The organism is Modestobacter lapidis (assembly GCF_054780755.1).
In genome coordinates this window covers 21,387-44,562 of sequence record NZ_BAAGVS010000026.1, presented here as the reverse complement: position 1 = coordinate 44,562, position 23,176 = coordinate 21,387, and the positions used below count along the sequence as shown (strand labels likewise).

Below are 23,176 nucleotides of genomic sequence, written 5' to 3'. Positions count from 1 at the left end.
CTCCGTCGCGTGTCGAGCACGGAGAACACCGGAGACCAGACGCCGCAGTCCCCTTCCTCCCCGGAGGAGACGCTGCAGGCGTCCCAGGACCCTGCGCTGACCGCGGATGCGACGGGCGGCGCAGCAGCCCCGGAAGAGGGCGCGACGCCGGAGGTCGCGGAGCCCGCAGCGGGCGAGTCCGCGGTGGGAACCCCGGACGCGGGAACGCCCGTCGCGGCCGACCCGGCCGACGCCGCGCCCGCCGCACCGACGGCCGGCACACCCGTCGCGGACGAGGCCGCCGGCCTCGCCGCCGCAGCCGCCGCCGGTGACCTCGGCACTCCCCCGGCGGACGCGCCGGCCGGCGACGAGCAGTCCACCGGCGCGCTCGCCGCCGCGGCGGAGGCCGACGTCCTCGCCGCCGCGCCCGCCGCCCCCTCGCCCGAGGTCACCCCCGCACCGGCCGCTGCCGCGGCTCCCGAGGCGCTCACCGACTCGGTTCCGCAGTCGGTCGGCGAACTCCCCGCCGTCCCGGTGTCCGGGCCGCCCGTGCCGCGGCCGCCGGTTCCGCACGCCCCCGTTCCGCACGCCCCCGTTCCGCACGCGCCCGTCCCGCACGCGCCGGCCGAGGGCGACGCCACCGCGGTCGAGGCGCCGCCCGCGGCGCCGGCCTCCGACCCGACCCAGTGGGGCCGGGTCGACGAGGAGGGCACCGTCTTCGTCCGCACCGCCGACGGCGAGCGGGCGGTCGGTTCGTGGCAGGCCGGCGAGCCGGCCGAGGGCCTGGCGCACTACGGCCGCCGCTTCGACGACCTCGCCACGGAGGTGTCGCTGCTGGAAGCCCGGCTCGCCGCCCACACCGGCAACCCGGGCGAGATCAAGTCCAAGGCCCAGGCGCTGGCCGACACCGTCCCGGCGGCCACCGCCGTTGGCGACCTCGACGGCCTGGCCGCCCGCGCCCGGGCGATGGTCAGCACCGCTGACGCCGCGCTCGCCGAGAGCCGCGCCGAGAAGGCCGCCGCCCGCGCGGCCCAGGTGCAGCGCAAGGAGGCCCTCGCGGCCGAGGCCGAGCAGATCGCCGCGGACTCCACGCAGTGGAAGGCCGCCGGCGACCGGCTCAAGGCGATCGTCGAGGAGTGGAAGACGATCAGGGGCATCGACCGCAAGACCGACGACGCGCTCTGGCAGCGCTTCGCCGCGGCGCGGGATGCCTTCGGCCGGCGTCGCGGGGCGCACTTCGCCACCCTCGACGCGCAGCGCGCGGAGTCCCGCGCGGCCAAGACCGAGCTGATCACCGAGGCCGAGCGGCTGTCCACCTCCACCGAGTGGGGTCCGACCAGCGCCGCGATGCGGTCGCTGATGGACCGCTGGAAGGCCGTGCCGCGCACCGGCCGGGACACCGACGACGACCTCTGGAAGCGCTTCCGGGGCGCCCAGGACGTCTTCTTCGCCGCCCGCACCGCCAACGACCAGGCCCGCTCCAGCGAGGAGGTCGCCAACCAGCAGCAGAAGGAGGAGCTGCTGGCCGAGGCGGAGAAGCTCGACCCGTCGAAGGACCTCCGCGGGGCGCAGCACGCGCTGCGCAAGATCCAGGAGCGCTACGACGCGATCGGGCACGTGCCGCGCGGCGTGATGCGTGACCTGGAGGACCGCATGCGGGCCGTCGAGCAGAAGGTCCGCGGCGCCGTGGACTCCTCGCGTCCCCGCACGGAGCCGGAGAACCCGCTGCTGACCTCGATGCGCGCGGCGGTGACCAAGGCCGAGGAGCAGCTGGCCAAGGCCGAGGCAGCCGGCAACGCGAAGCGGGTCAGCGAGGCCCAGGACGCCCTGACCACCCGCCGCGAGTGGCTGGCCGAGGCCGAGAAGGCCGCCGGCCGCCGCTGACGGAGCGCCCGCCATGACCACCTACGTGCTGGTGCACGGTGCGTGGAGCGGCGCCCACGGGTTCCGTCGTGTCCGGCCGCTGCTGCAGGCGGCCGGGCACCAGGTGTACACGCCCAGCCTCACCGGGATCGGGGAGCGGGCGCACCTCGCCAGCCCGCAGGTGACGCTCCGGACGCACGTGCAGGACGTCGTCGGGCAGGTGCTGTTCGAGGACCTGCGGAACGTCGTCCTGGTCGGGTTCTCCTACGGCGGCATGGTCGTCACCGGGGCACTGGAACACCTCGCCGACCGGGTTCGGCACCTGCTCTACCTGGACGCCTTCGTGCCCGATGCCGGACAGTCGCTGTACGACCTCACCGGTCAGCCCGTCCCGGCGCCGGCTGTGGACGGCAGCTGGCTGGTCCCGCCGCCGGACCGGGAGTTCGAGGACCCGACGGTCGCCGCGTTCGCCGTCCCCCGGCGTACCCCGCACCCGATCGGCTGCTTCACCGAGCCGGTCCGGCTGCTCCGGCCGCTGGAGGACGCCCCGTTCACTCGCACATACGTGCGGGCCACCGCCGGTGCCGGAGGCCCCGCGGTCGGGGCGTTCCAGGCCGCGGCCGCCCGGGCGCGCGCGTCCGACGCGTGGCGGTACCGGGAGATCGCGACCACGCACATGGTCCCGGAGAACCGGCCCGAGGAGCTCACCGAGCTGCTGCTCGAGCTTTCCTGAGCCGACCCGGCCCCCTCCCGGGCACCGCCCCGAGCCGGCGAGGGGCGGGGAGGAGGGGGTCCTTCCTCAGGCCGGGACGCCGATGCGCGGCATGCCGAGCAGCACGCCAGGTGTCGTCGGGCGGGTGCCGGCCTCGCCGGCGTCGCCGGCCCGGGTGCGCCGGTGCGAGAGCAGCGGGCCGTCGGCCACCAGGTGGTGCGGCGCGGCCTGCGTGACCACCGTCTCGACGACGTCGCCGGGGCGGACGCCGGAGGCCCCGCCGTCCCCGCCCGGCCGGAAGTGCACCAGCCGGCCGTCCCGGGACCGGCCGGACAGCCGGCCGGTCGCGGCATCCTTGCTGCCCTCCCCCGCGGCGACGAGCAGCTCGACCGTGCGCCCGACCTGCGCCCGGTTCTCCGACCAGCCGATCTCCTCCTGCAGCGCGGCCAGCCGCAGGTAGCGCTCCTGCACGACCTCCTTGGGCAGCTGGCCGTCCATCTCGGCGGCCGGCGTCCCGGGACGCTTGGAGTACTGGAACGTGTAGGCGCCGGCGAACCGGGCCTGCGCGACGACGTCCAGGGTGGCCTGGAAGTCGGCCTCGGTCTCCCCGGGGAAGCCGACGATGACGTCGGTGGTGATCGCCGCGTGCGGCATGGCGCCGCGTACCCGGTCGATGATCCCCAGGTAACGCTCCTGCCGGTACGCGCGGCGCATCCGGCGCAGGACGTCGTCGGAGCCCGACTGCAGCGGCATGTGCAGCTGCGGGCAGACCGCCGGCGTCTCGGCCATGGCGGTGATGACGTCGTCGGTGAAGCTCGCCGGGTGCGGGCTGGTGAACCGGATGCGCTCCAGCCCCTCGATCCGGCCGGTGGCGCGCAGCAGGTCGGCGAAGGCGCCGCGGTCGCCGAACTCCACGCCGTAGCTGTTCACGTTCTGCCCGAGCAGGGTCACCTCGAGCACGCCCTGGTCGACCAGCGCCTGCACCTCGGCCAGCACGTCACCGGGACGGCGGTCCTTCTCCGTGCCGCGCAGCGCCGGGACGATGCAGAACGTGCAGGTGTTGTTGCAGCCGACGCTGATCGACACCCAGCCGGCGTAGGCGGAGTCGCGCTTGGCCGGCAGGCTGGACGGGAAGACTTCCAGGGCCTCGACGATCTCCACCTGCGCCTCGGCGTTGTGCCGGGCGCGCTCCAGCAGGGCCGGCAGCGAGCCGACGTTGTGGGTGCCGAAGACGACGTCCACCCAGGGTGCGCGGCGGACGATCTCGCTGCGGTCCTTCTGGGCCAGGCAGCCACCGACGGCGATCTGCATGCCGGGGCGGGCGTCCTTCACCGGCCGCAGGTGCCCGAGGTTGCCGTAGAGGCGGTTGTCGGCGTTCTCCCGCACCGCGCAGGTGTTCAGGACGACGACGTCGGCGTCGTCGCCCTCGACGGCGGCGCGGTACCCCGCTGCCTCGAGCAACCCGGCCAGCCGCTCGGAGTCGTGCACGTTCATCTGACAGCCGTAGGTGCGCACCCGGTACGTCTTGCCCTGTTCCACATGGCGATCGTACGGACGCCGCAGCCCCCTCCTGCCATTCCTGCCCTCCGGGACCACCGGGCGTGATCAGGGCGACAGCAGGCCGCGGACCTGACGACCGGCCGGCGGCTTCGTTACAGCTTCGTGATCGCACGGCGACCAACCTGGTGTGCGCGCCGCCTAGGGTCACCCACCGTGACCGAACGTCCGACCGGAGAGCCTCTCGTCCGCCTGTCCGGCGTCAACAAGTGGTTCGGCGATCTCCACGTGCTGCAGGACATCGACCTGACCATCGACCGTGGCGAGGTGGTCGTCGTCATCGGGCCGTCGGGGTCGGGCAAGTCGACGCTGTGCCGCACGATCAACCGCCTGGAGTCCATCGGGTCCGGTGAGATCACCATCGACGGCGTGCGGCTGCCCGAGGAGGGCAAGGAGCTGGCCCGGCTGCGCAGCGACGTCGGCATGGTGTTCCAGAGCTTCAACCTCTTCGCGCACAAGACGGTGCTGGACAACGTCACCCTCGGGCCGATCAAGGTCCGCAAGCAGTCGAAGGCCGACGCGGAGAAGCGCGCCCGGGAGCTGCTCGACCGGGTGGGGGTCAGCGCGCAGGCCGACAAGGTGCCCGCCCAGCTGTCCGGTGGCCAGCAGCAGCGGGTGGCGATCGCCCGTGCCCTGGCCATGGACCCGAAGGTCATGCTCTTCGACGAGCCGACCTCCGCCCTCGACCCGGAGATGATCAACGAGGTCCTCGAGGTGATGGTCGGGCTGGCCCAGGAGGGGATGACCATGATCGTGGTCACCCACGAGATGGGCTTCGCCCGCCGGGCGGCCAACCGCGTGGTCTTCATGGACGGCGGCCGGATCCTCGAGTCCGCCGACCCGGAGACCTTCTTCACCGACCCGAGCTCCGACCGGGCCAAGGACTTCCTCTCCAAGATCCTCAACCACTGACCCAGCAGAGAACTGAGAGGACACCCATGCGCATCACCCGATACGCCGCTGCGTTCGCCGCCCTCGGCGTCGTCCTGGCCGGCTGCTCCAGCGAGGCCGGCGACACCGTCGAGGACGCCGCGGACGCTCCGGTCGAGGTCGAGGAGAACGTCGACTTCGAGGCCGGGACGACGATGGCCGAGCTCGCCGAGGCCGGCACGATGACCGTCGGCACCAAGTTCGACCAGCCCGGCTTCGGCCTGCGCACCCCGGCCGGGACCCCGGAGGGCTTCGACGTCGAGGTCGCCAAGATCATCGCTGCGGAGCTCGGCATCGCGCCCGAGGACATCACCTGGACCGAGACCGTGTCGGCCAACCGCGAGGCCTTCATCGAGGAGGGCCGGGTCGACATGGTGGTGGCGACCTACACGATCAACGACGACCGCAAGCAGCGCATCGACTTCGCCGGGCCGTACTACGAGGCCGGGCAGGACATCATGGTCGCCGAGGGCAACCCGCTGGGCATCCAGGGCCCGGAGGACCTGGCCGGGAAGAACGTCTGCTCGGTGGAGGGCTCGACCCCGGCGGAGGAGATCCGCACCAACTACCCCGAGGCGCAGCTGACGCTCTTCGACGTCTACTCCAAGTGCGCCGACGCCCTCGCCAACGGCCAGGTCGACGCGGTCACCACCGACAACGTCATCCTGACCGGCCTGGTCGCCGGCAGCCCGGACCAGTTCGACCTGGTCGGCAACCCGTTCACCGAGGAGCCGTACGGCATCGGCATCCCGAAGGGCGATGACGAGTTCCGCGCGTTCATCAACGACACCCTGGAGCAGGCCTACGAGAGCGGCGCCTGGGCCGAGGCCTGGGACAGCACCGCGGGCGCCATCAGCGGCACCGAGGCCCCCGAGCCGCCGGCCGTCGACCGCTACTGACCGCTCCCGGACGACGCCGCCGGGCGGGGGCACTCCCCGCCCGGCGGCACCGTGCCACGCCCAGCCTCGAGAGGAGGCGCTGTGCAGTTCTTCATCGACAACTTCCCGCTGCTGCGGGACGCCTTCCTCACGACGCTGAGCATGTCCTTGCTCGCCGGGCTGCTGGCCCTGGTGCTGGGCACCGTGCTGGCCGCGTTCCGGGTCAGCCCGATCACCCCGCTGCGCGGGCTGTCGACGTTCTACGTGGAGACGTTCCGCAACACCCCGCTGACGGTGGTCTTCTTCTTCATCATCTTCGGCCTGCCGCAGATCGACTTCGCCGTCGGCTTCTTCACCGGCTCGGTGCTCGCCGTCGGGCTGTACACCGCCGCCTTCGTCTGCGAGGCGGTCCGCTCCGGCATCAATGCCGTCAACCCCGGCCAGGCCGAGGCCTCCCGGGCGATCGGGCTGACCTTCGGGCAGTCGCTGCGCGAGGTGGTGCTGCCGCAGGCCTTCCGCACCGTCGTCCCGCCGCTGGGCAACGTCTGGATCGCGATGGTCAAGAACACCTCGATCGCCGCCGGGTTCGCCGTCTCGGAGCTGACCGCCTCGCTGCAGCGGCTGTCCAACGCCAACGCCGGTGAGCTGCTGCTCGTCCTGCTGGCCGTCGTAATCGGCTACATGCTGATCACCCTGACCTCGGCCTACGGGATCAGCCGGATGGAGCGCCGGGTGGCGATCCTCCGATGACCACCCCCGTGCTGTTCGACCTGCCCGGCCCGAAGGCGCGCAAGCGCATCCGCATCGGCACGGTGATCGGCGCGCTGATCGTGCTGGCGATCATCGCCTTCGTCCTGGTCCGCCTCGCCGGCAACGACCAGCTGGACCCGCAGCGCTGGGCCGTCCTGTTCGACCCGAACAGCGGCGTTCCGCAGGCCCTCGGTGAGGCGCTGGTGCGCACGCTGCAGGTTGCTCTGGTCGGCATGGTGTTCGCCACCGTGCTAGGCCTGTTCCTGGCGGTCGGCCGGCTCTCCGACCACCGCGCGGTCCGGATCGCCGCGACGACGCTGATCGAGTTCTTCCGCGCGATCCCGTTGCTGGTCGTCATCTTCAGCCTGTACTTCGTGCTGCCGAGCTTCGGCATCCGGCTCAGCGCCTACGCCGCCCTGACCGGCGGGCTGATCCTTTACAACATGGCGGTGCTCGCCGAGATCTTCCGGGCCGGCATCCTGTCGGTGGCCGCCGGCCAGCGGGAGGCGGCGTTCGGCCTCGGACTGCGCAAGTCGCAGGTGATGACCCTGGTGCTGCTCCCCCAGGCGGTGCGCCGGATGCTGCCGGTGCTCATCGCGCAGCTGGTGGTGCTGCTCAAGGACAGCTCGCTGGGCTTCATCATCGGGTACTTCGAGCTGCTCCGGCAGGCCCGCAGCCTGGTTGAGTTCTTCGTCCCACGGTTCGGCAACCAGTACACGTTCCAGCTGTACGTGGCCGCCGGCCTGATCTACATCATCGTCAACGTGCTGCTCTCCCAGCTGGCCAAGCTCGCCGAGCGGCGGACGAGCAGCGACCGGCGGATGACGGGCACGAAGGGCGTCGGGCTGCCGGACGAGACCGTTCCGCTGGACGCCGCCACGCCGGGGCCCGACCGCACCCCCTGAGCCCCCGCTCCGAGCACTCCTTCCCCGCAGCGGCGCACGGCCGGTCGACCTCCGCGGCGTCGCCCGGCCGGGCAGCCGCGGCCGGTTCCTGTGGCGGCCGACGGATGACCGGTCGCGGCTTGTCACTTTCAGCCGGTGGCATCCGCGGCACCGGCTGCCGAGATGGAAGACATGACTGCCGCCGCTCCCGTCCTAGAACCGGACCTGGCTGACACAGCTCAGCTGTTCGTCAGCCGGCTGCGCTCGTCTGCTGCCGAGTTCGCCGCGGCCGCCGGCGCCGAGTCCGCGATCGTGCGGGAGGCCGTGCCCCCGGCTCGGCACCGCCGCTCCCGCTGCCGCGTCGTGCTGCGCTACGAGACCGGGGAGGAGAGCGACGTGACCTTCCTGGGGCCGGTCAGCTCGCCGAGCCTAGCCAAGACGCTGACCATGTCGCAGTTCGACGCCTCCATCCAGTTGTGGCTGGGCGCCGGCCAGGAGCGCAGCCGTCGCTGGCTCGTGCCGGACGACGACGCGGCCGACGGCGTGGCCGTCGACGTCACCGCCTGGCTCGACCGCTGACCGCCGGGTCGTCGCTGCGGCCGACGACCGGTGACGCCAGCAGCCCAGATCCGATCCGGATCTGGGCTGCTGGCGTTCTGCTGTTCCGGCGGCGTGCTGCCAGAGGTCAGCGGGACCGCGGCTCGATCGACGGGCCGGCGGAGCGGCGGCTGATCGACTCCCAGTGGCCCTCGCCGACCTCGTCGGCCATGCTCACCGCCCGCTGGCCGGAGATGCCTCCGGCTCCGCCGCCGCCGAGGCCGCTGCCGTTGGGCTTGCCCTCCGCCGCCCGGTGGCCGGGCTTCCGTCTGCCGAGGCCGCCGGTGCCGAAGCCGCCGCCCCCGGACCCACCGGAGAACCCACCGGAGAACCCACCGGAGAACCCACGGCCGGAGCTGCGCGCCCCTCCGCCCGGCACGACCTGCCCCGCGTCCTCGCCGGGCAGGGCGGGCGTGCTCTCGTCGCCGGCGTCGTCCGCCCCAGCGGTGGGCTCGGCGTCCGCGGGCTCCGCGGCGGCGAGCAGCTCGTCGAGGGCCTCCCGGACCACGATCCCGGCCAGCCCGCCGCCGTAGCCCTTGCGGGCCAGCATGCCGACCAGCCGGCGTTCCGCGGTGACCCGGTCCAGGCGGGCCATGCTCGGCGCCTTGCGCTGGACCAGCCGGCGGGCGGTGTCCCACTCGTCCTGGGGGTCGACCTCGGCCACGGCCGCGGCGGCCACGTCACCGTCCACGCCCTTGGCGCGCAGTTCTGCGGCCAGCGCCCGGCGCGAGAGGCCGCGGCCGGTCTGCCGGGAGCTCACCCACGCCGCCGCGAAAGCGGCGTCGTCGATCAGCCCGACCTCGCTGAACCGGTCGAGGACGGCTGCCGCCGCCGCCGCGGGGACGTCCTTGCGGTCGAGCAGCTCGGCGAGCTGCTGCCGGGTCTTGGCCGCCCCGGTGAGGGCGCGCAGGCAGATGCCACGGGCCGCTGCTTCCGGATCGGCCATCTCCTCGACCGCTGCCCCGGCCGGACCGTCGGGATCGCCCGCCGGTCCACCGTCGCGGCGTCGCGCGCCCTGGCCGCGGCCGCCCTCCCCGAAGCTGGACCTGCCCCGCTCGCGGGCCCGCCCCGAGCCGCTGGAACGGCGCCGACCGGGCCGGCGGGCATCGTCGCCCGCCGGCTCCGCGGCGGCGTCCATCCAGGAGTCGCTCACCGGAGGATCAGAAGTCCGCCGGCTCGACCGCCGGTGCGTCGAGCTTGGCGCCGATGCCCAGCTTCTCCTTGATCTTCTTCTCGATCTCGTCGGCCAGGTCGGGGTTGTCGCGCAGGAAGGTGCGGGCGTTCTCCTTGCCCTGCCCGAGCTGGTCGCCCTCGTAGGTGTACCAGGCACCGGACTTGCGGACGAACCCCTGCTCGACGCCGATGTCGATGAGGCCACCCTCGCGGCTGAAGCCGGTGCCCCAGATGAGGTCGAGCTCGGCCTGCTTGAACGGCGCGGCCACCTTGTTCTTCACGACCTTGACCCGCACCCGGCTGCCGACCGCGTCGGTGCCCTGCTTGAGGGTCTCGATACGGCGGACGTCGAGCCGGACGGAGGAGTAGAACTTCAGCGCGCGCCCACCGGTGGTGACCTCCGGCGAGCCGTACACGACGCCGACCTTCTCGCGCAGCTGGTTGATGAAGATGCAGGTCGTGCCCGAGTTGCTCAGCGCCCCGGTGATCTTGCGGAGCGCCTGGCTCATCAGCCGGGCCTGCAGACCCACGTGGCTGTCGCCCATCTCTCCCTCGATCTCGGCGCGGGGCACCAGGGCGGCCACCGAGTCGATGACGATGAGGTCGAGCGCGCCGGAGCGGATCAGCATGTCGGCGATCTCGAGCGCCTGCTCACCGGTGTCGGGCTGGCTGATCAGCAGCGCGTCGGTGTCGACGCCGATCGCCCGGGCGTAGTCGGGGTCGAGGGCGTGCTCGGCGTCGATGAAGGCGACGATGCCCCCGGACGCCTGGGCGTTGGCGACAGCGTGCAGCGCCACCGTCGTCTTGCCCGAGGCCTCGGGGCCGTAGACCTCCACGACCCGGCCGCGCGGCAGGCCACCGACGCCCAGGGCGATGTCGAGGGCGATGGAGCCGGTCGGGATCACCTTCATGGCAACCTCGGGCGAGTCGCCCAGGCGCATGACGGAGCCCTTGCCGAACTGCTTGTCGATCTGGGCAAGGGCCATGTCGAGGGCCTTGTCGCGGTCGAGCGTTGCCATGGTGTCCACCTTCGGGTGTCGCGGGGAGCGGGTCGTCGCCGACGCTAGGGCGGGGGTCTGACACTTTCGACGGACCGAGCGCATCTGTGGACGCCGCCGCGGGCCTGTGCATGCCAGGGTAAGACGAACACCTGTTCGAATCCAGCGACACGCCGGAGCCCGTCCCCGGGCCGTCGGCCGAGCCGGGATCAGCGCCTCTTCGGCGGGACGTCGTACTCCTCGCAGACGGCCAGCCAGACCTTCCGCACGCTCACCCCGGCCTCGATCGCCTCGACCGCCGAACGGCCGCCGATGGCGGCGAACACGTGGTCACGTGCCACGGCCTCGGCCCGCATCGACCCGAACTCATCGCGCATCCGGGACCAGAACTCCTGCAGGCGCACCCCACGACGGTACCCAGACCGGCTTCGAAACCGCTCCCGGCCTACGCTCGACGCATGTTCCCCAGCACGGGTTCGGGCACCTGGGACGCCGTCCTGCAGATCGGCATCGTCACGGTGCTGCTGATCAGCATCGTGCTGCTGATCCGCGACTACCGCGGCCGGCGCTGAGCACTCTCGGCCACGTCCGGCGACTCCGCTGCCGCCGAGGCCGACGCCCGCCGGGCGCCGCCCCACACGACCGCCAGCGGCACCACCAGCAGCGCGGCGGCCGCCGCCACCAGCCCGAAGCCGCCGAACGCCAGCAGCGGCCCGCCGACGGCCCCCGCGACCGCACCGCCCAGCCCCATGAGCAGGTCCGTCGCCCCCTGGGCGGTGGGCCGCACGTCGGTGGAGACCGCCTCGGTCACCATCGTCGACCCGGCGACCAGCCCGCACGACCAGCCGAGCCCGAGCAGGAACAGCCCGATCCCCAACTGGACGGCGGCCCCCGGCGGCGCGGTGCCCGCGACCAGGGCGGCGACCAGCAGCAGCCCGCCACCGAGCGCGACGGTGGCCGAGCGCCCGGCCCGGTCGGCGAGCCAGCCGACCACCGGGGAGAAGAGGTACATCCCGGCCACGTGCACGCTGATCACCAGGCCGATGACCCGCAGCGTCGTCCCGCCGTCGTCGTGCAGGTGCCCGGCGCCCATGTGCACCGGTGTCATCACCATCAGCCCGACCATCACCGCATGGGCGACGACCACCGCGGTCAGCCCGAGCCGGCCGCCGGGCGTCGCCCACACGGCGGCCAGCGCGGTGCGCGTGCCGGCGCGCGGACCCGGTGGCGCCGGGTCGTCGACGGCGGCGAGCCGGCGGGCCAGGAGCAGCGGATCGGGGCGCAACAGCAGGAGCATCCCCACCACGACGACGGCGAACGCCACGGCCGGCAGCACGAAGGCCCCGCCCAGGGACGGCAGGCCCAGCGCCCGGCCCAGGTCGTCACCCGGCCCGGCCAGATTGGGGCCGAGCACGGAGCCGATCGTCGTGGCCCACACGACCAGTGCCAGCGCCCGCCCGCGGTGCTCGGGCCGGGCCAGGTCGGCGGCGGCGTACCGCGCCTGCAGACCGCTCGCCGTGGCGGCGCCGAAGAAGAAGAGCCCCACCATCAGGAGCAGCAACGACGACAGCGCGGCCGCTCCGATCACGACCAGCCCCCCGACCAGCGCGATCCCGTAACCGAGCGCGAGCCCCGTCCGCCGTCCGGACCGGTCGCTGACCCGGGCCAGCGGGACGGCGATCACCGCGGCGCCCAGCACGCTGGCGGTCTGACCGAGACCGGCCGCGGCGTCCGAGCCGGCCACCTCGCGGGCGAGCAGCCCGCCGACGGTGATGCCGACGGTCACACCCAGACCACCCAGGGCGACGCCCGCCGAGAGCACCGGCAGCGTGCGCCGCTGGGCGTCGGCCCGCTGGACGGCAGTGGACAGGTTCCCGGTCACGCGGCGAGTCTGCCTGCCCGGTCGGACGGCGTCACGGTTCCGGTGGGTACACAGGAGCGGTGAGCACCTCGACGGCCCCCACCGGCGGACGGTGGCGCGCGAGCGTTGCCCTCCTGGCCGGCGCCCTGCTGGTTCCGCTGACCGCCTGTGGCGCCGGCTCGTCGCCGGAGCGGGCCGCGGCGTCGCCCACCGCGACCACGCCGGCGCCCACCGGCCCACCACCGGAGGCGACGGCATCGTGCGCCGAGCGGACGCTGGACGGCCTCGACCGCCGGGAGCGGGCGGGTCAGCTGTTGATGGCCGGGGTTCCGGCGACGGATCCGGTCAGCGGCGCCGCCGAACTGGGCGACGTCCCGGTGGGGGGCGTGTTCCTCCGCGGCCGGAGCTCGGCCGGCGCCGAGGCCATCGGCGCCGCCGTGGCGCAGCTGCAGGACGCCGCGACGGTGCCGCTGCAGGTCGCGGTGGACCAGGAGGGGGGCGCGGTCCAGACGCTGACCGGGCCGGGTTTCGACCTGCTGCCGACCGCCCTCGAGCAGGCCGGGCAGCCCCCCGAGCAGCTGCGCGCGACGGTCGCCGGCTGGGCGCGGCAGCTGCGGGACGCCGGCATCACCATGGACCTCGGCCCGGTCGCGGACACCGTGCCGGCCGGCACCGAGCACACCAACCCGCCGATCGGGGCCTACGACCGGCACTACGGCACCGACCCCGCCGCGGTGGCCGCCGCGGTGACCGCCGTCGTCGGTGGCCTGCAGGACGCCGGCGTCGCCGCGACGGTCAAGCACTTCCCCGGCCTGGGCCGGGTCGACGTGAACACCGACACCGACGTCGGCGCCAGCGATCCCGAGGCCACCCGCACCGACCCCCACCTCGAGCCGTTCAGGGCGGCGGTGGCAGCCGGAGCGGCAGCGGTCATGGTCAGCTCGGCCACCTATCCGCAGCTGGACCCCGACCGCCCCGCGGTCTTCTCCCCCGCCGTGCTGCACCTGCTGCGCGACCAGCTGGGCTTCTCGGGTGTGGTGGTCAGCGACGACCTCGGGGCGGCGGTGGCGCTGTCCGGCGTCCCGGTCGGGCAGCGGGCCGTGGCGGCGGTGGGTGCCGGGGTCGACGTCGTCCTCACGGTGGAGACCGGGCACGCCCGACCGATGACCGAGGCCCTGGTCGACCGCGCGGCCGCCGACCCGGCGTTCGCCGCGCGGGTCGACGGGTCCGCACTGCGGGTCCTCGAGCTGAAGGAGCGCTTCGGGTTGCTGACCTGCGACTAGAGGCCCATGGCGCGGCCGACGATCTCCCGCATGATCTCGTTGGTGCCGCCGTAGATCGACTGCACGCGGGCGTCCCGCCAGGCCTTCGACACCGGGTACTCGTCCATGTAGCCGTAGCCGCCGTGCAGTTGCAGGCACCGGTCGGCGACCTTGCTCTGCAGCTCCGTCGTCCAGTACTTGGCCATCGCGGCGTCGGTGGCGGTGAGGTCGCCGGTGCCCAGCTGGCGCATGCACTCGTCGAGGAAGGTGCGCGCGATGGTCACCTCGGTCTGCAGCTCGGCGAGCACGAAGCGGGTGTTCTGGAAGGAGCTGACCGGCTTGCCGAACGCCGTCCGGCCGGTCACGTACTCGACGGTCCGGGCCAGGACCGTCTCCGCCATGGCGACGGCGGTGACCGCGATCGACAGCCGTTCCTGCGGCAGGTTCTCCATCAGGTGGCCGAAGCCGCCGTGCTCGGTGCCCAGCACGTTGGCCGCCGGCACCCGGACGTCGGAGAAGAACAGCTCGGCGGTGTCCTGCGCCTTGAGCCCGACCTTGGCCAGGTTGCGGCCACGGGTGAAGCCGGGCATGTCACGCTCGACGACCAGCAGGCTGGTGCCGCGTGAGGCCGGCCCGTCGGCCCTCGTCCGCGCGACCACGATCACCAGGTCGGCGTTGATGCCGTTGGTGATGAAGGTCTTGGAGCCGTTGAGCACCCACGCGTCGCCGTCGCGGCGGGCGGTGGTCGTGATGCCCTGCAGGTCGCTGCCGGTCGCGGGCTCGGTCATCGCGATCGCGGTGATCAGCTCCCCGGCGCAGAAGCCGGGGATCCAGCGGGCCTGTTGCTCGTCGGTGGCCAGGTCCCGCAGGTAGGGGCCCACGACGTCGTTGTGCAGGGGGAAGCCCACCCCGGTCGCCCCGATCCGGGAGAGCTCCTCGTCCAGGACGGCAGAGTAGCGGAAGTCGCGCACCCCGCCACCGCCGTGCCGCCCGTCCTGGTCGATGCCCAGGAACCCCTGCTGCCCCGCAGCGGTCCACACCTGCCGTGGCACGATCCCCTCGGACTCCCACTGGTCGTGGAACGGGGCGACGTTCCGCTCCAGGAACGCCCGGACGCTCTGCCGGAAATCTTCGTGGTCGGCCTCGTAGAGGGAGCGGCGCATCCCCGCAGTGTGACCCAGCCGCGGAACACCCGGACAGCCCCGCCGCCGGCGCGCGGCACGGCCGATCAGACCGCCCGGTACCGGAAGTTCGGCTTGATCTCCCCGTTGACGAACCGGCCCTTGCTCTCCGCCCGGAGCAGCGCCAGCACCCGCTCCGGCGGCACCTCCAGGTAGTGGTAGACGCGCCCACCGGTGTAGACGATCTCGAGGATGCGCTGCTCCTCGTCGTACCCGACCGACACGATGCTCGAGGACTCCACGGGCGCCCGCAGCATGGCGCACCCCCTGACGCGGCACCGCCGGGGGCACCGCTGCTCGCGGTGGCCGCCGCTGGTCTCGCGGCGGGACCGGGGACATCGTCCGGCCGCTCCGGCACCCGCCGGCGCAGGCGCGCCGAATCGACATGTCGACTCCTCGACCCGGGTACGCGCGGGCAGGGGCGGGCAGGGGCGGGCAGGAATGTCGTACCCGCGGGGACACTGGACGACGTGCCCGCCGCCCCGACCGAGACGCCCTCGGCACTGGCGCGGTTCTCCGCGTCCACCCAGGCCTGGTTCACCGGGGCCTTCGCCGAGCCGACGGCGGCCCAGGAGGGCGCCTGGCAGGCGATCAGCAGCGGTGGGCACGCCCTGGTCGTGGCGCCGACCGGGTCGGGCAAGACCCTCGCGGCGTTCCTGTGGTCGCTGGACCGGCTGGCCGCCGTCCCGCCGCCGGAGGACGCCCTGGCGCGCTGCCGGGTGCTCTACGTCTCACCGCTCAAGGCCCTGGCCGTCGACGTCGAGCGCAACCTGCGGGCGCCGCTGGCCGGGATCGGTCAGGCGGCCGCGCGGCTGGGCCTCCCCCGCCCGGACATCGCCGTCGGCGTGCGGTCCGGGGACACCCCCGCCGACCAGCGGCGGGCCTTCGCCCGCCGGCCGCCGGACATCCTGATCACCACGCCGGAGTCGCTGTTCCTGCTGCTGACCAGCCAGGCCCGGGAGGCTCTGCGCGGCGTGGAGACGGTCATCCTCGACGAGGTGCACGCCGTGTGCGGCAGCAAGCGCGGCGCCCACCTCGCCGTCTCCCTCGACCGGCTCGACGAGCTGCTCGAGCGCCCGGCCCAGCGGATCGGCCTGTCGGCCACCGTCCGGCCGATCGAAGAGGTGTCGACGTTCCTGGCCGGCGGCCGGCCGGTCCAGGTCGTGGCGCCACCGTCGGTCAAGCAGTGGGACCTCTCGGTCGTCGTCCCGGTCGAGGACATGAGCACCCTCGGGCAGCCCACCGGCGAGCTCGAGGGTTCCGCCGCGGGCAACCAACCCCGGACGTCGATCTGGCCCGCGGTCGAGGAGCGGGTGCTCGACCTCATCCAGAGCCATCGCAGCACGATCGTGTTCGCCAACTCCCGGCGGCTGGCCGAGCGGCTGACCAGCCGGCTCAACGAGCTGGCCTACGAACGGTCCACCGGCGAGCCCCTCCCCCCGGGCACGAGCCCGGCGCAGCTGATGGCCCAGGCCGGGGCCGGCGGCGGGCTGCCGGCCGACTTCAGGCCCGTCGCCTCGGCGCACCACGGCTCGGTGTCCCGGGAACAGCGGGCAGTGGTGGAGGAGGCGCTGAAGTCCGGTCAGCTGCCCGCGGTCGTCGCCACCTCGTCCTTGGAGCTGGGCATCGACATGGGCGCCGTCGACCTGGTCGTGCAGGTCGAGTCACCGCCCACCGTCGCCTCCGGGCTGCAGCGGGTCGGCCGGGCCGGGCACCAGGTCGGCGCGGTCAGCGAGGGCGTCATCTTCCCGAAGTTCCGCGGCGACCTGGTGCAGAGCGCCGTCGTCGCCGAGCGGATGCGCGCCGGGGCGATCGAGTCGACGCGGTACCTCCGCAACCCGCTGGACGTGCTCGCCCAGCAGGTCGTGGCCATGGTCGCCGAGCGCCCCCGCACGGTGGAGGAGGTGGCCGCCGTGCTCCGCCGGTCGGCGGCGTTCGCCGCGCTACCCGACTCCGCGCTGCACGCGGTGCTGGACATGCTGGCCGGCCGCTACCCCTCCGACGCCTTCGCCGAGCTGCGCCCCCGGCTCACCTGGGACCGGGTCACCGACACCCTCACCGCGCGCTCCGGCGCCCAGCGGCTGGCCGTCACCAGCGGCGGCACGATCCCCGACCGGGGGCTCTTCGGTGTCTTCCTCGTCTCGGGCGCCGGCGAGGGCGGCAAGCGGGTCGGCGAGCTCGACGAGGAGATGGTCTACGAGTCGCGCACCGGCGACGTCTTCCTGCTCGGCTCCTCCTCCTGGCGGATCGAGGAGATCACCCACGACCGGGTGCTGGTCAGCCCCGCGCCCGGCCAGCCCGGGAAGATGCCGTTCTGGCACGGCGACACGCTGGGCCGCCCGCTGGAGCTCGGCCGGGCGCTCGGCGCGTTCCTCCGCGAGGTCGGCTCGGCGAGCCCGGAGGACGGCGCGGCGCGGGCCCGGGCCGCCGGGCTCGACGAGTGGGGCGCGGCGAACCTGCTCGCCTACCTGGCCGAGCAGAAGCAGGCCACCGGATACCTGCCCGACGACCGCACGCTGCTCGTGGAGCGGTTCCGCGACGAGCTCGGCGACTGGCGGCTGGTGGTGCACTCCCCCTTCGGCGCTCAGGTGAACGCCCCGTGGGCGCTGGTGCTGGCCGCCCGGCTGCGCGAGCGCTACGGCGTCGACGTCGCCTCCATGCACTCCGACGACGGCATCGTGCTGCGGCTGCCCGACACCACCGGGGAGGCACCCGAGGCCGACCTGGCGCTGCTCGACCCCGACGACGTCGAGCGTGCGGTGACCACCGAGGTGGGCAACTCGGCGCTGTTCGCCAGCCGGTTCCGCGAGTGCGCCGCCCGGGCGCTGCTGCTTCCGCGCCGCGACCCGCGCCGCCGTACCCCGCTGTGGCAGCAGCGGCAACGAGCCGCTCAGCTGCTCGCCGTGGCCAGCGAGTTCTCCGCCTTCCCGATCACCCTGGAGGCGGTCCGGGAAGTGCTGCAGGACGTCTACGACGTGCCCGGACTGGTCGAGCTGATGTCCGACGTGCGGGCCCGGCGGGTGCGGCTGGTCGACGTGCAGACCCAGACGGCCTCGCCGTTCGCCCAGTCGTTGCTGTTCGGCTACGTCGGCCAGTTCATCTACGAGGGCGACGCACCGCTGGCCGAGCGCCGGGCCCAGGCGCTGGCGCTGGACACCGGGTTGCTCGCCGAGCTGCTGGGCCGCTCCGAGCTGCGGGAACTGCTCGACTCCGACGCGCTGGGCGAGATCGAGACCGAGCTGCAGCGGCTGCCGATCGACCGGCACCCCCGGGACGTCGACGCCGGCGCGGACCTGCTCCGGGTGGTCGGCGACCTGACCGTCGCCGAGGCCGGCGTGCGCGGCGTCCCGGCCGCCTGGCTCGAGGAACTGGTCGCCGCCCGGCGGGCGCTGCAGGTACGGATCGCCGGTCAGCTGCGGTACGTCGCCATCGAGGACGCCGGCCGGCTCCGCGACGCCCTCGGCACCGCGCTGCCGGTCGGGGTGCCCGAGGTGTTCACCGAGCCGGTCGCCGACCCGCTGGGTGACCTGGTCGGCCGCTACGCGCGCACCCACGGGCCGTTCGTACCCGGCGAGGTCGCCACCCGGCTCGGTCTGGGCGTGGCCGTCGTGACCGCGACGGTGCAGCGGCTGGTGGGCACCGGCCGGCTGGTCACCGGGGAGTTCCGGCCCGGCGGCGTCGGCCAGGAGTGGTGCGACGCGGAGGTGCTGCGCTCCATCCGCCGGCGCAGCCTGGCCAAGCTGCGCCAGGAGGTCGAGCCGGTGCCGGTCGGCACGCTGGCCCGGTTCACGCCGTCCTGGCAGTCGGTGGGCAGCCGGCTGCGCGGGGTGGACGGCGTGCTCGCCGTGGTGGAGCAACTGGCGGGAGCACTGCTCCCCGCCTCGGCGCTCGAGTCGCTGGTGCTGCCCTCCCGGGTGCCGGGCTACTCCCCCGCGATGCTCGACGAACTCACCAGCGCCGGCGAGGTGCTGTGGGCGGGTGCGGGGAGCCTGGCCGGCGGGGACGGCTGGGTCACCCTGGTACCCGCCGACCTGGCGGCACTGCTGCTGCCCGAGCCGCCCGGTGGAGCGGGCGACGAGAGTGGCGTCGCCGCGGTGCTGCTCGAGGAGCTGGCCGGCGGGCGGGCGCTGTTCTTCCGCTCGCTGTCCGACCGGGTGGGCTCGACCGACGACCAGGCGCTCACCGACGTGCTCTGGGACCTCGTCTGGGCCGGCGCGCTCACCAACGACACCCTCGCTCCGCTGCGCGCCCGGCTGACCGGCGGCGGCACGCACCGCAGGGCCCCGGCCGCGCCGCGGGCCCGGCTCGACCGGTCCCGGTACGGCCGTACCCGGGTGGGGCGGCCGGCGATGCCCAGCCGCACCGGGCCTCCGACGGTGGCCGGCCGCTGGTCGCGGCTGCCTGATCTCGAGCCCAACGGCACCAAGCGGACGACCGCCCGCGCGGAGTCGCTGCTGGAGCGGCACGGTGTGCTCACCCGCGGCGCGGTGATGGCCGAGCAGGTGCCCGGCGGCTTCTCGGCGGTGTACCCGGTGCTGCGCGCGTTCGAGGAGAACGGCCGCGCCCGGCGGGGGTATTTCGTCGAGGGGCTGGGTGCCGCGCAGTTCGGCACGCCCGGCTCGGTCGACCGGCTGCGCAGCTTCGCCAGTCCCGACCGCGTGCCGGGCGGCGCGGTGGTCCTCGCGGCGACCGACCCGGCCAACGTCTACGGCGCGGCGCTGCCCTGGCCGGAGCGGGTCGCGGGTGCGGCCGACGACGCCGGGGAGGGCACGACCGTCGACGTCGGCGAAGGCCCCGGCCGGCGGAGGGCCACCGGCCACCGGGCCGGGCGCAAGGCCGGCGCGCTGGTGGTGCTGGTCGACGGGGAACTCGTGCTCTACGTCGAGCGCGGCGGGAAGACGCTGCTGTCCTGGACCGAGGACGAGGCGGCGCTCAAGGAGGCGGCCACCGCGCTGTCGGGAGCCGCGGCGTCGGGCGCGCTGGGGCGGATGACGGTGCAGAAGGCCGACGGTGCCTCGGTGCACGAGGCCGGGCCGCTGTCCGCGGCGCTGCAGGCGGCCGGCTTCGCGGCCACCCCCCGGGGGCTGCGCCTGCGCAGCTGAGCCGGCGGGCGTGCCCGGGGCAGCGACGGAGCCGGGTGGCCCGGGCCGGGCGGCCGACGCGGGGGGATCATGGTCGCCGTGCCCGAGGGAGACACCGTCTGGCTGGCCGCCCAGCGGATGAACACCGCGCTGACCGGGGCGACGCTGCGCCGCGGCGAGCTGCGGCTGCCGCAGCTCGCCGACGTCGACCTGACCGGGGCGACGGTCACCGAGGTGGTCCCCCGGGGCAAGCACATGCTCATCCGGCTCGGCGACGGCCGCACCCTGCGTACCCACTACCGGATGGACGGCAGCTGGCACGTCCACCGGCCGGGCGCTCGGTGGCGCGGCGGGCCCGGGCACGACGTCCGGGCGGTGCTGGCCACCGACGAGTGGGAGTGCGTCGGCTACCGGCTGCACGACGTCCGGCTGGTGCGCACCGCGGACGAGGCCGAGCTGGTCGGCCACCTGGGCCCGGACGTCCTCGGCCCCGACTGGGACCTCGACGAGGCCCTGCGCCGGCTGCGCAGCCACCCGGACGAGCAGATCGGCGTCGCGATCCTCGATCAGCGCAACCTGGCCGGCATCGGCAACCTCTACAAGGCCGAGTCGCTGTTCCTCACCGGCGTGCACCCCTGGGCGCAGGTCGCCGACGTGCCCGACCTGGCCGGGCTGGTCCAGCGCGCGCGCACCCTGATGCTGGCCAACAGGCACCACCCCGAGCAGAGCACCACCGGCAGCACCCGGCGCGGGGACGACCACTGGGTGTTCGGCCGGAAGGGCCGCCCGTGCCGCCGGTGCGGCAGCACCATCCTGCTCGGCGACCAGGGCCCCGACCTCCAGGAACGGGTCACCTGGTGGTGCCCGACCTGCCAGGCCGCCCAGACCCCCGTCGACCCCGCGGCCCGCACCGGCGAGCCCGGTCATCCGCAGTCGCCGGCCAGCCAGCACTGAGTACCGACCCCCGCCGCCCGAGGACGACGGGGCCTCCGGCTCCGGCCACCCGCCAGGGGGCCCGCGCCGAGCCTGCGCGGCGTGGGAGCACCGGCCCCCGCGCAGGGGCCCGGCGCGAGCATGCGAGTGCCGGGGGGCGCGGGGGTCCTTCTACTACTGCTCCGGACGCTCGGCGGGCTGGGCAACCGGCTGGGCCACCGGCTGAGCGGGCTGGGCGGCCGGCTGGGCGGCCTCCTGGCCCGGGCCGATCGCCTGGGTCGCCGGGGTGCCGGGGATCGACGGGGTGTCGCCGGACAGCCCCGACCGAATCTGCTGCAGGCGGGAGGCGCCGGCGACGTCGAGGGTGGCCTTCTGCACCTCGAGCATCCGGCCCTCGACCGAGGTCTGGGCCAGCTCTGCCTGCCCCAGCGCATTCGCGTAGCGGGCCTCGATCTTGTCGCGGACGTCGGTGAGGCTGGGCGTGTTGCCCGGTGCGGAGAGCTCGTTCACCGAGCGCAACGACGCGGAGACCTGCTCCTGCATCTTGGCCTGCTCCAGCTGGGAGAGCAGCTTGGAGCGCTCGGCCAGCGTGGTCTGCAGCCGCATCCGGCTCTGCTCGACCGCGCCCTTGGCCTGCTCGGCGGCCTGCAGCGCCTCGTCGTGGCTGCGCTTGAGGTCCTCCATCGACTGCTCGGCCGCAACCAGCTGGGTGGCGAACGCCTGCGCGGCGTTCTCGTACTCGGTGGCCTTCGCCACGTCACCGGCCGACCGCGTCTGGTCGGCCAGCACGAGGGCCTGCCGGGCGGATGCCTGCAGCTGCTCCACCTCGCCGAGCTGACGGTTCAGCCGCATCTCCAGCTGCCGCTGGTTGCCCAGCACGGCGGCGGCCTGGTTGGCCAACGACTGGTGACGCTGCTGCTCGGACTCGAGGGCCTGCTGGATCTGCACCTTCGGGTCGGCCCGCTGGTCGATCTGGTTGTTGGCCGAGGCGGTCAGGTACTTCCACAGCTTCACGAAAGGGTTGGGCATGGCTCCTCCTGGTCCGGTGCGCGCCCCGCCGGCGGCGGTGAGCACGAGCCGGGAACGCTGTCGCCCTCATCGTCCCAGGTCCGTACCCCCGGCAGCCACCGCGCCACCATCCCGGGTGACAGCCGCGCCGGGCAGCCGGGGCCACGCCGCAGGCCCGGTCCGCCGTCGACGGCGGTGGACCGGGCCTGGACGGCGGACTCAGGCAGCGCCCGCCCGGTCGTCGCCGGAGATCGACTGGCTCTCGCTCCGTGCCTCCTGGACCTGCTCGATGCGGTCCTCGGAGGCCAGCCGGGTCAGCTCGGCGCCGGCCTCGGCGTCGCGGGTGAGGTTGTCCCCCGTCTCCGGGTCGAAGACGTGCACCTTCCGGCTGTCCAGCCAGAACTCCGCATCCCGGCCCTCCCGGATCCGGCTGGTCGAGTCGATCGACACGATCGCCTGGGTACGCAGCGCCTCGGAGTCCAGCTCACGGGAGAGGTCCGCCAGCTTCTGCTGGATGGCCTCGGGCGCCTCGTAGGGGATGTAGGCGAACTGCGAGTCCCCGAGCCACTCGGTGACGTCCACCCGGGCGGTGAACACCGACCCCAGCGGGCGCTTGGCCTCGTCCACCAGCGAGGCGTCCTCGAAGTACTCGGGCCGGATGCCGACCAGCAGCAGCTCCTTGCCCGCCACCGCCGCGGCCCGCCGCTCGTCGAGCTCGATCGCCCCGAACGGCGTGGTGAGCGTGTCGCCGTTCACCTCGGCCGGGAGGAAGTTCATCGGCGGGGAGCCGATGAACCCGGCAACGAACAGGTTGACCGGCTGCTCGTAGAGCTCGCGGGGCGACGCCACCTGCTGGATCTTGCCCTTGCGCAACACGCAGACCCGGTCGCCCAGTGTCATGGCCTCGGTCTGGTCGTGGGTGACGTACACGGTCGTGATCCCCAGCCGGCGCTGCAGGCGGGCGATCTCGGTGCGCATCTGCCCGCGCAGTTTGGCGTCGAGGTTGGACAGCGGCTCGTCGAAGAGGAACGCCTCGGCCTGGCGCACGATCGCCCGGCCCATGGCCACCCGCTGGCGCTGGCCGCCCGAGAGGTTGGCCGGCTTGCGCTCCAGGTGCTCGTGCAACTCCAGGACGTCGGCCGCCTCGTTGACCCGCCGACGGACCTCGTCCTCGGATGTCTTTGCCAGCCGCAGCGGGAAGGCGATGTTCTCGTAGACGCTCAGGTGCGGGTAGAGCGCGTAGTTCTGGAACACCATGGAGAGGTTCCGGTCCCGCGGCGCCTTGTCGTTGACCCGGGTACCGCCGATGACCATGTCGCCGCTGGTGATGTCCTCCAGCCCCACGATCATCCGCAGCAACGTGGACTTCCCGCAGCCGGACGGGCCGACGAGGATCATGAACTCCCCGTCGGCGATGTCCAGGCTGACGTCGTTGACCGCCGGGAACCCGTCTCCGTACTTCTTGACGATCTGGTTCATCTCGATCGAGGCCATCGGTGCTCTTCTCCTCGCTGGTCAGGTGGGTGGCG

The 23,176-nt window shown here is 73.9% G+C and carries 19 protein-coding genes; 10 read left to right on the top strand and 9 right to left on the bottom strand.

What is annotated here, in order from left to right; genetic code table 11:
• Window positions 1-9 precede the first annotated feature (9 nt).
• A complete protein-coding gene (locus tag ACYVG5_RS18855; protein WP_460683441.1) occupies window positions 10-1,863 on the top strand; it encodes a DUF349 domain-containing protein in 1,854 nt (617 codons plus the stop codon).
• A 13-nt stretch (window positions 1,864-1,876) separates the two neighbouring features.
• Window positions 1,877-2,575: an alpha/beta fold hydrolase gene (locus tag ACYVG5_RS18850; RefSeq protein ID WP_222050215.1), complete on the top strand. Its 699-nt coding sequence runs from the start codon at window positions 1,877-1,879 to the stop codon at window positions 2,573-2,575.
• Between the two features lie 66 nt (window positions 2,576-2,641).
• Here the strand turns inward: ACYVG5_RS18850 and miaB are convergent, their stop codons facing one another.
• Window positions 2,642-4,093: a tRNA (N6-isopentenyl adenosine(37)-C2)-methylthiotransferase MiaB gene (gene miaB, locus ACYVG5_RS18845; protein WP_222050216.1), complete on the bottom strand. Its 1,452-nt coding sequence runs from the start codon at window positions 4,091-4,093 to the stop codon at window positions 2,642-2,644.
• 174 nt (window positions 4,094-4,267) lie between these two features.
• Here miaB and ACYVG5_RS18840 point away from each other — a divergent pair, with 174 nt between their 5' ends.
• From ACYVG5_RS18840 to ACYVG5_RS18820, 5 genes are all read left to right on the top strand, one after another.
• On the top strand, window positions 4,268-5,023 hold the full coding sequence (locus tag ACYVG5_RS18840) for an amino acid ABC transporter ATP-binding protein (protein WP_222050217.1): 756 nt from the start codon (window positions 4,268-4,270) through the stop codon (window positions 5,021-5,023).
• Window positions 5,024-5,049: 26 nt separating this feature from the next.
• Window positions 5,050-5,940: a glutamate ABC transporter substrate-binding protein gene (locus ACYVG5_RS18835; protein ID WP_222050218.1), complete on the top strand. Its 891-nt coding sequence runs from the start codon at window positions 5,050-5,052 to the stop codon at window positions 5,938-5,940.
• A gap of 81 nt (window positions 5,941-6,021) precedes the next feature.
• Window positions 6,022-6,669, top strand: a complete 648-nt coding sequence (locus tag ACYVG5_RS18830; RefSeq protein ID WP_222050219.1) for an amino acid ABC transporter permease — start codon at window positions 6,022-6,024, stop codon at window positions 6,667-6,669.
• A complete protein-coding gene (locus ACYVG5_RS18825) occupies window positions 6,666-7,574 on the top strand; it encodes an amino acid ABC transporter permease (protein WP_222050220.1) in 909 nt (302 codons plus the stop codon). The genes ACYVG5_RS18830 and ACYVG5_RS18825 overlap by 4 nt, the downstream gene beginning before the upstream one ends.
• A gap of 171 nt (window positions 7,575-7,745) precedes the next feature.
• Window positions 7,746-8,132, top strand: coding sequence for a hypothetical protein (locus tag ACYVG5_RS18820; RefSeq protein ID WP_246630945.1), 387 nt, complete (start codon window positions 7,746-7,748; stop codon window positions 8,130-8,132).
• A gap of 106 nt (window positions 8,133-8,238) precedes the next feature.
• Here the strand turns inward: ACYVG5_RS18820 and ACYVG5_RS18815 are convergent, their stop codons facing one another.
• The 4 genes from ACYVG5_RS18815 to ACYVG5_RS18800 all read right to left on the bottom strand — a co-directional run bounded on the left by ACYVG5_RS18815 (window position 8,239) and on the right by ACYVG5_RS18800 (window position 12,203).
• Window positions 8,239-9,303 carry a regulatory protein RecX gene (locus tag ACYVG5_RS18815; RefSeq protein ID WP_460683440.1) on the bottom strand — a complete coding sequence of 355 codons (1,065 nt, stop codon included), beginning with the start codon at window positions 9,301-9,303 and terminating at the stop codon, window positions 8,239-8,241.
• Between the two features lie 7 nt (window positions 9,304-9,310).
• Window positions 9,311-10,342 (bottom strand): recombinase RecA, encoded by a 1,032-nt coding sequence (gene recA / locus ACYVG5_RS18810; protein ID WP_222050222.1) that lies wholly within the window; start codon window positions 10,340-10,342, stop codon window positions 9,311-9,313.
• A gap of 188 nt (window positions 10,343-10,530) precedes the next feature.
• Entirely contained in the window at window positions 10,531-10,725 is a 195-nt protein-coding gene (locus ACYVG5_RS18805; protein WP_222050223.1) for a DUF3046 domain-containing protein, read from the bottom strand.
• Between the two features lie 149 nt (window positions 10,726-10,874).
• The gene (locus ACYVG5_RS18800; protein ID WP_460683439.1) at window positions 10,875-12,203 is read right to left on the bottom strand and encodes an MFS transporter; all 1,329 of its coding nucleotides are present in this window, start codon (window positions 12,201-12,203) and stop codon (window positions 10,875-10,877) included.
• A gap of 59 nt (window positions 12,204-12,262) precedes the next feature.
• Here ACYVG5_RS18800 and ACYVG5_RS18795 point away from each other — a divergent pair, with 59 nt between their 5' ends.
• Window positions 12,263-13,465 carry a glycoside hydrolase family 3 N-terminal domain-containing protein gene (locus ACYVG5_RS18795; protein WP_222050224.1) on the top strand — a complete coding sequence of 401 codons (1,203 nt, stop codon included), beginning with the start codon at window positions 12,263-12,265 and terminating at the stop codon, window positions 13,463-13,465.
• On the opposite strand, the gene ACYVG5_RS18790 is transcribed toward ACYVG5_RS18795, so the two are convergent.
• Together ACYVG5_RS18790 and ACYVG5_RS18785 are read right to left on the bottom strand one after the other, a co-directional pair.
• Complete coding sequence (locus ACYVG5_RS18790; protein WP_222050225.1) at window positions 13,462-14,607, bottom strand: acyl-CoA dehydrogenase family protein; 1,146 nt, start codon at window positions 14,605-14,607, stop codon at window positions 13,462-13,464. The two genes, ACYVG5_RS18795 and ACYVG5_RS18790, sit on opposite strands and share 4 nt — an antisense overlap.
• Window positions 14,608-14,672: 65 nt before the next feature.
• Window positions 14,673-14,882, bottom strand: a complete 210-nt coding sequence (locus ACYVG5_RS18785; protein WP_222050226.1) for a KTSC domain-containing protein — start codon at window positions 14,880-14,882, stop codon at window positions 14,673-14,675.
• Window positions 14,883-15,095: 213 nt separating this feature from the next.
• On the opposite strand from ACYVG5_RS18785, the gene ACYVG5_RS18780 reads away from it, so the two are divergent.
• Together ACYVG5_RS18780 and ACYVG5_RS18775 are read left to right on the top strand one after the other, a co-directional pair.
• On the top strand, window positions 15,096-19,727 hold the full coding sequence (locus tag ACYVG5_RS18780; RefSeq protein ID WP_222050227.1) for an ATP-dependent helicase: 4,632 nt from the start codon (window positions 15,096-15,098) through the stop codon (window positions 19,725-19,727).
• Between the two features lie 78 nt (window positions 19,728-19,805).
• Window positions 19,806-20,660: a DNA-formamidopyrimidine glycosylase family protein gene (locus tag ACYVG5_RS18775; RefSeq protein WP_222050228.1), complete on the top strand. Its 855-nt coding sequence runs from the start codon at window positions 19,806-19,808 to the stop codon at window positions 20,658-20,660.
• 153 nt (window positions 20,661-20,813) lie between these two features.
• On the opposite strand, the gene ACYVG5_RS18770 is transcribed toward ACYVG5_RS18775, so the two are convergent.
• Together ACYVG5_RS18770 and ACYVG5_RS18765 are read right to left on the bottom strand one after the other, a co-directional pair.
• Window positions 20,814-21,668: a PspA/IM30 family protein gene (locus ACYVG5_RS18770; RefSeq protein WP_222050229.1), complete on the bottom strand. Its 855-nt coding sequence runs from the start codon at window positions 21,666-21,668 to the stop codon at window positions 20,814-20,816.
• 198 nt (window positions 21,669-21,866) lie between these two features.
• Window positions 21,867-23,141: an ABC transporter ATP-binding protein gene (locus ACYVG5_RS18765; protein ID WP_222050230.1), complete on the bottom strand. Its 1,275-nt coding sequence runs from the start codon at window positions 23,139-23,141 to the stop codon at window positions 21,867-21,869.
• Between the last annotated feature and the right edge of the window lie 35 nt (window positions 23,142-23,176).

Coding starts and splice junctions, on each gene's coding strand:
- ACYVG5_RS18785 (WP_222050226.1), bottom strand. CDS start 14,882: ATGCTGCGGGCGCCCGTGGAGTCCTCGAGCATCGTGTCGGTCGGGTAC.
- ACYVG5_RS18765 (WP_222050230.1), bottom strand. CDS start 23,141: ATGGCCTCGATCGAGATGAACCAGATCGTCAAGAAGTACGGAGACGGG.
- recA (WP_222050222.1), bottom strand. CDS start 10,342: ATGGCAACGCTCGACCGCGACAAGGCCCTCGACATGGCCCTTGCCCAG.
- ACYVG5_RS18790 (WP_222050225.1), bottom strand. CDS start 14,607: ATGCGCCGCTCCCTCTACGAGGCCGACCACGAAGATTTCCGGCAGAGC.
- ACYVG5_RS18825 (WP_222050220.1), top strand. CDS start 6,666: ATGACCACCCCCGTGCTGTTCGACCTGCCCGGCCCGAAGGCGCGCAAG.
- ACYVG5_RS18820 (WP_246630945.1), top strand. CDS start 7,746: ATGACTGCCGCCGCTCCCGTCCTAGAACCGGACCTGGCTGACACAGCT.
- ACYVG5_RS18835 (WP_222050218.1), top strand. CDS start 5,050: ATGCGCATCACCCGATACGCCGCTGCGTTCGCCGCCCTCGGCGTCGTC.
- ACYVG5_RS18850 (WP_222050215.1), top strand. CDS start 1,877: ATGACCACCTACGTGCTGGTGCACGGTGCGTGGAGCGGCGCCCACGGG.
- ACYVG5_RS18770 (WP_222050229.1), bottom strand. CDS start 21,668: ATGCCCAACCCTTTCGTGAAGCTGTGGAAGTACCTGACCGCCTCGGCC.